Below are 5,242 nucleotides of genomic sequence, written 5' to 3'. Positions count from 1 at the left end.
AGCAGGAACGCAATCCGCTCCGCCGGATACTCCGTATCGATCGGCAGATACGCCGCACCGGCCTTCAACACCGCCAGAACGGAAACCACCAGATCAGCCGAACGCGGCAACGCCAACCCGACAACACTCTCCGGCCCCACACCGCCGGCAACCAGCAGCCGCGCCAATCGATTCGCCCGGGCATCCAGGTCAGCGTAAGAAAGCTCCACCCCCTCACACACCACCGCCACCGCATCCGGCGTCCGCGCCACCTGCACCGCGAACAGCTCGGGCACGGTCGCCGCCTCGACCGCCACCGCCGTGTCGTTCCACTCCGCGAGGAGTTGGTGTCGTTCAACCGCATCAAGAATCTCCACGGCGCTCACCCGCACCGACAGATCCTCAGCCAGGGCCGACACCACACGAACCCAGCGCTTCGCAAGCTGGCCGGCCGTCTCCGCATCGAACAGATCGGCCGCCCCCGTGATCACACCCCGTACACCTGCGGGCGCTCCGTCGTCACCATGGAGCTCGCTAGCGGTGATCTCCAGGTCGAATTTGGCCGCGGGAGCACTCCCGGCCATGCGGGAAGCCCGTAGGCCGGACAGATCCAGCTTTGCGGTACCGGCGTTCTGCAGGGTCAGCATCACCTGGAACAGCGGATGCCGCGCCATGGAACGCGCCGGGGCCAGCTCCTCCACCAGCCGCTCGAACGGCACGTCCTGGTGCTCGAACGCACCGATGCTCGTCTCCCGGACCTGGTCCAGTACCTCGGCCAGCGTCGGGTCGCCCGAGAGGTCGGTACGGATGACCAGCGTGTTGACGAAGAAGCCGACCAGATCGTGCAGCGCCTTGTCCGTGCGTCCGGCGATGGCCGCGCCGATCGGGATGTCCGTACCGGCACCGAGCCGGGACAGCGTCACCGCGAGCGCCGCCTGCAGCACCATGAAGAGGCTCATGCCTCGCTCGTGCGCCACCGCGACCAGCCGTTCGTGCACGGCGGCCGGGATCTCCAGCTCCGCCTGGTGTCCGCGATAGGAACGCACCGCCGGTCGCGGCCGATCGGTCGGAAGCGACAGCTCTTCCGGGGCCCCGTCCAGCGCCTCACGCCAGTACGCCACCTGGCGTGCCAGCACACTGTCCGGATCGTCCTCGTCGCCGAGCAGCTCCCGCTGCCACAGGGCGTAGTCGGCGTACTGCACCGGCAGCGCTTCCCACCCGGGCTCCCGGCCGGCACGACGGGCCTCGTAGGCCACCGACACATCGCGCGCCAACGGCCCGGCGGACCAGGCATCCCACGCGATGTGGTGCACCACCACGACCAGCACGTACTCATCCGGGCCCACGACGAGCAGGCTGGCCCGCAGCGGGATCTCCGCGGCCAGGTCGAACGCGTAGCGCGCGGTGCGCTCAACGGTCTCGGTCAGCTGCTCCGGAGCCACCTCCACGACAGCCAGTTCAAACCCGGTGTCACCGACCGGAACGATCCTCTGGTACGGCTCGCCATCGGACGCCGGGAACACGGTCCGCAGCACCTCATGCCGTCCCAGCACATCCCGCAGCGCTGCCTCGAGCGCATCCCGGTCGAGCGCGCCGGAGAACCGCAGCACGGTGGGGTTCGTGTACGTCGTGCTCGGCCCCTCCAGCTGTGCCAGAAACCAGAGCCGACGCTGGGAGAACGAAAGCGGGATCATCAGGACTCCTCCTGGCTGCGCATCGGCCGCAGCGCGGGCCTAGCTTTTTGACGGCTATTACCTTGCTGTGCGAGTCGGGTCGCGAGTCCGGCCGGCGTCCGGGCGTCGAAGACCGCGCGGATCGGCAACTCCGTTCGCAGCTCTTCACGTACTTCGCTGATCAGCCTGGTCGCCAGCAGCGAATGCCCACCGAGCGCGAAGAAGTCGTCGTCCACCCCGACCCGCTCCAGGCCCAGGACCCGGGCGAACGCCCGGCAGAGGATCTCCTCCTGCTCCGTCGCCGGACCACGGCCCCCACCACTCGTGTACTCCGGATCGGGCAGTGCCTTGCGGTCCAGCTTTCCGTTCGCCGTCAACGGCAGTCCGTTCAGGACGACCACCGCAGACGGCACCATGTACTCCGGCAACTGCGCGGCTGCGAAGTCCCGTACGTCACGGACGAGACCATCGGACGCGTTGTCCTTCACCTCGTCCGGTACGACGTAGGCGACCAGGCGCTTGTCACCCGGGACGTCCTCCCGCGCGAGCACCGCAACCTGCCCGAGCTGCGCATGCGTGGCCAGCACCGCCTCGATCTCAGCCGGCTCGATCCGGAAACCACGCACCTTCACCTGATCATCGGCACGACCGGCAAACACCAGCCGGCCGTCCGCACTCCACCGGGCGCGGTCCCCGGTCCGGTACATCCGCTCACCGGACCCGAACGGGCAGGCCACGAACCGCTCACCGGTCAGGCCCGGCCGTCCGACATAGCCCCGCGCCAACTGCGCGCCCGCCACATACAGCTCTCCCACGACGCCCACCGGCACCGGCGCCAGATGCTCATCGAGCACGTAGAAGCGGGTGTTCGCGACCGGTCGGCCCACCGGAATCACCCCGGCCGCCGCATCCTCCGCCGACAGGGCACCGGTGGCGACACCGATGGTGGTCTCCGTCGGACCGTAGTGGTTGAACACCTCCCCACCACCGGCCAGCAACTCAGCGACCAAAGCCGGGGAAGCCGCCTCGCCACCGAGCACCAGCGATCCCACCGAGGCGACGGCTGAAGCGCCCAAGGCCGCCACATGGGAAGGCACCGCCTTCACACCCTCGATCCCGTGACCGGTCACGTACTCCCGCACCAGAGCCGGGTCCGTCACCGCGTCCTCGCTCAGGAAGTGCAGTACACCCCCGCACACGAGACTGGCGAAGATGGTCGTGTTGCCCAGATCCGTCGCCTGGCCCTGCAACACCGCGAACCCGCCACCCGGCTTGTCGAACGCCACCCGGGCCGGCACTGAACCCACATAGTTCGCCAACCCACCCTGGGTAACCGCCACACCCTTCGGCCGGCCCGTCGAACCCGACGTATAGACCACATACGCCACCTGACCGGGCAACCCCTCCACGTCAGGCGCGCTGTCTGGGAGCTCAGCGAGTCGCACCTTCACCAGTGCTCCGTCGACCGCCACGAGACGATGCTGACCCGCAGGGAGATCTTCCAGGATCTCCTCCGTCGTCAACGTCAGCACCGCACGGCTGTCGCCCAGCATGAACGCGATCCGCTCCGCGGGCTGACCCACGTCCACCGGCAGATACCCAGCCCCTGCCTTCCACACCGCCAGCATCCCGACCAGGGTTTCCACCCCGCGCGGCAGGCACAGACCGACGAGCGACTCCGCACCCACCCCCTGCGCCCGCAGGAAGTGAGCCAGCCGATTCGCCCGAGCGTCCAAGGCCGCGTAGGACAGCTCGACACCGTCCTGGACCACCGCCACCGCGTCCGGCGTCCGCGCCACCTGCGCGCTGAACATCCCCAACACCGACTCCCCGACAGGGGAGACGGGCGTGTCGTTCCAGTCCACCAACACCCGCTGCCGCTCGGTCTCGCCGATGATGTCGACGGCCGTCAGCGGGGTGTCGGGGTGGTCTTCCAGGGTGGTGACGAGGTTGTCCAGGCAGGTGTGCAGCAGACGGCAGAGCGCCTGACCGTCCACCGAGCCCACCGCGTCCACGGTCAACCCGAACCCGGAGTCCCGATGGTCGACCGATACGGCCACGGGGTAGTTGGTGGCGTCACGGGAGAGCAGCATCCTGACGCCCTTGGACGGTGTCTCTGCTTCCAGGCCGACCTTGGTGGCGGGGCGCCTGCTGTGCCGGTAGTTGAAGATCGAGGTGAACAGCGGGCTGCCGCCCGGCATCCCGCTGGCCTGCTGGGCGAGGGTCAGCGGCGCGTGCTCGTGCACCAGGAGTTCGGCCAGCTGATTTCGCACGCTCTCCAGCGCCTGGCCCACGCCCTCAGCACCGACCCGTACCCGCACCGGGAGCGTGTTGATGAACAGGCCCGGCACCCGGTCCGCGCCGGCACCCGCGTTCATCCGCCCGAGCAACACGGTGCCGAACACCACGTCGTCCCGGCCGCTGACCGTTGCGAGGACCCGGGCCCACGCCAGGTGGAACATCAAAGCCGTGCTGAGCCCCAGAGAGCGGGCCACCTCCCGCACCCGCTGGCCGAGCTCCTCCTCGACACCCAGATGCGAGCGCACCACGCCGCTGCCGTCACCGTGCACATCGAGCAGGCCGTACGGGGCGGTGGTCTCGGTCACGTCGCCGAGCAGGCCCGCGAAGTAGGCCTCGTGCTCCGCACGGGTGACGCCGAGGCGTGCCTGCGCCACGAAGTTGCGGAACGGCAGCGGCTCGGGCAGCGCATCCTCCCGCCCCGACAGGAACGCGTCCATCTCCTCCAGCAGCACGTCCTGAGCGGTGCGGTCCTGCACCAGATGATGCAGGCGCAGCGCAGCGAGCCACTGACCACGACCGTCAGGTTCCGCGGCTATGTGCACATCGATCAGCGGAGCCCGTCCGATGTCCATCACCGACCCAGTCGCTGCAATCAACTGCTCGGCAGCATCGGAACCTTGCGGGTCGAGGGCGACTTCGGTGACCGGCAGTTTCGCGTGACGGGCCACGACCTGGACCGGCTCGCTCAGCCCCTGCCACACGAAGGCCGTGCGGTAGATGTCGTGCCGGTCCACCACCCGCTGGAGGGCTCGAAGGCAAGCGTCCAGACGCTGCCGCGAGTCAAATTGGATGATGGCCGGTGCCGCGTAACCGTTCGCATCGCCGTCTGCCTGCAGCAGGTGGTGGAAGAACAGGCCTTCTTGCAGAGGCGCCAACGGATAGATGTCAGCGATGTTGGCCGCGCCGCCGTCGACGGCCGCGACGATCCGCTCGACCTCCTCACCGCTCAGGTCGACCAGCGGCAGCATGTCCGGGGTGATCCGCCCGGCACCGGCCGGGATCCGGTTCTCCGGCACCACGACCGCGTCCGGTCCGGCCTCTCGCGCCAGACCGGCCGGCGTCGGCGTCTGGAACAACGCCCGCACCGACACCGCAACACCCCGACCGCGCAGCAGCTCCACCAGCGACACCGCCAGCAGCGAATGCCCACCGAGGGTGAAGAAGTCGTCGTCGACGCCGACCACGGGCACGTTCAGAACCTGAGCGAAGGCCTGGCACAGGATCTCCTCCTGCACCGTCGCCGGCCCCCGCCCGACACCCGCACCCGCCGCTGCGGCGTAGTCCGGAGC

Annotated in this window: 2 protein-coding genes; both read right to left on the bottom strand. The window is 69.1% G+C overall.

Annotation, left to right across the window (positions count from 1 at the left end):
• A partial coding sequence (locus ACWGN5_RS41650) for a condensation domain-containing protein (protein ID WP_453524205.1) occupies window positions 1–1,673 on the bottom strand: 1,673 nt, incomplete at its 3' end.
• On the bottom strand, window positions 1,673–5,188 hold the full coding sequence (locus ACWGN5_RS41645; RefSeq protein ID WP_453524202.1) for an amino acid adenylation domain-containing protein: 3,516 nt from the start codon (window positions 5,186–5,188) through the stop codon (window positions 1,673–1,675). The genes ACWGN5_RS41645 and ACWGN5_RS41650, both read right to left, overlap by 1 nt.
• Between the last annotated feature and the right edge of the window lie 54 nt (window positions 5,189–5,242).

The organism is Streptomyces sp. NPDC055815, assembly GCF_053616475.1.
This window is presented reverse-complemented; position numbering and strand designations above follow the sequence as displayed.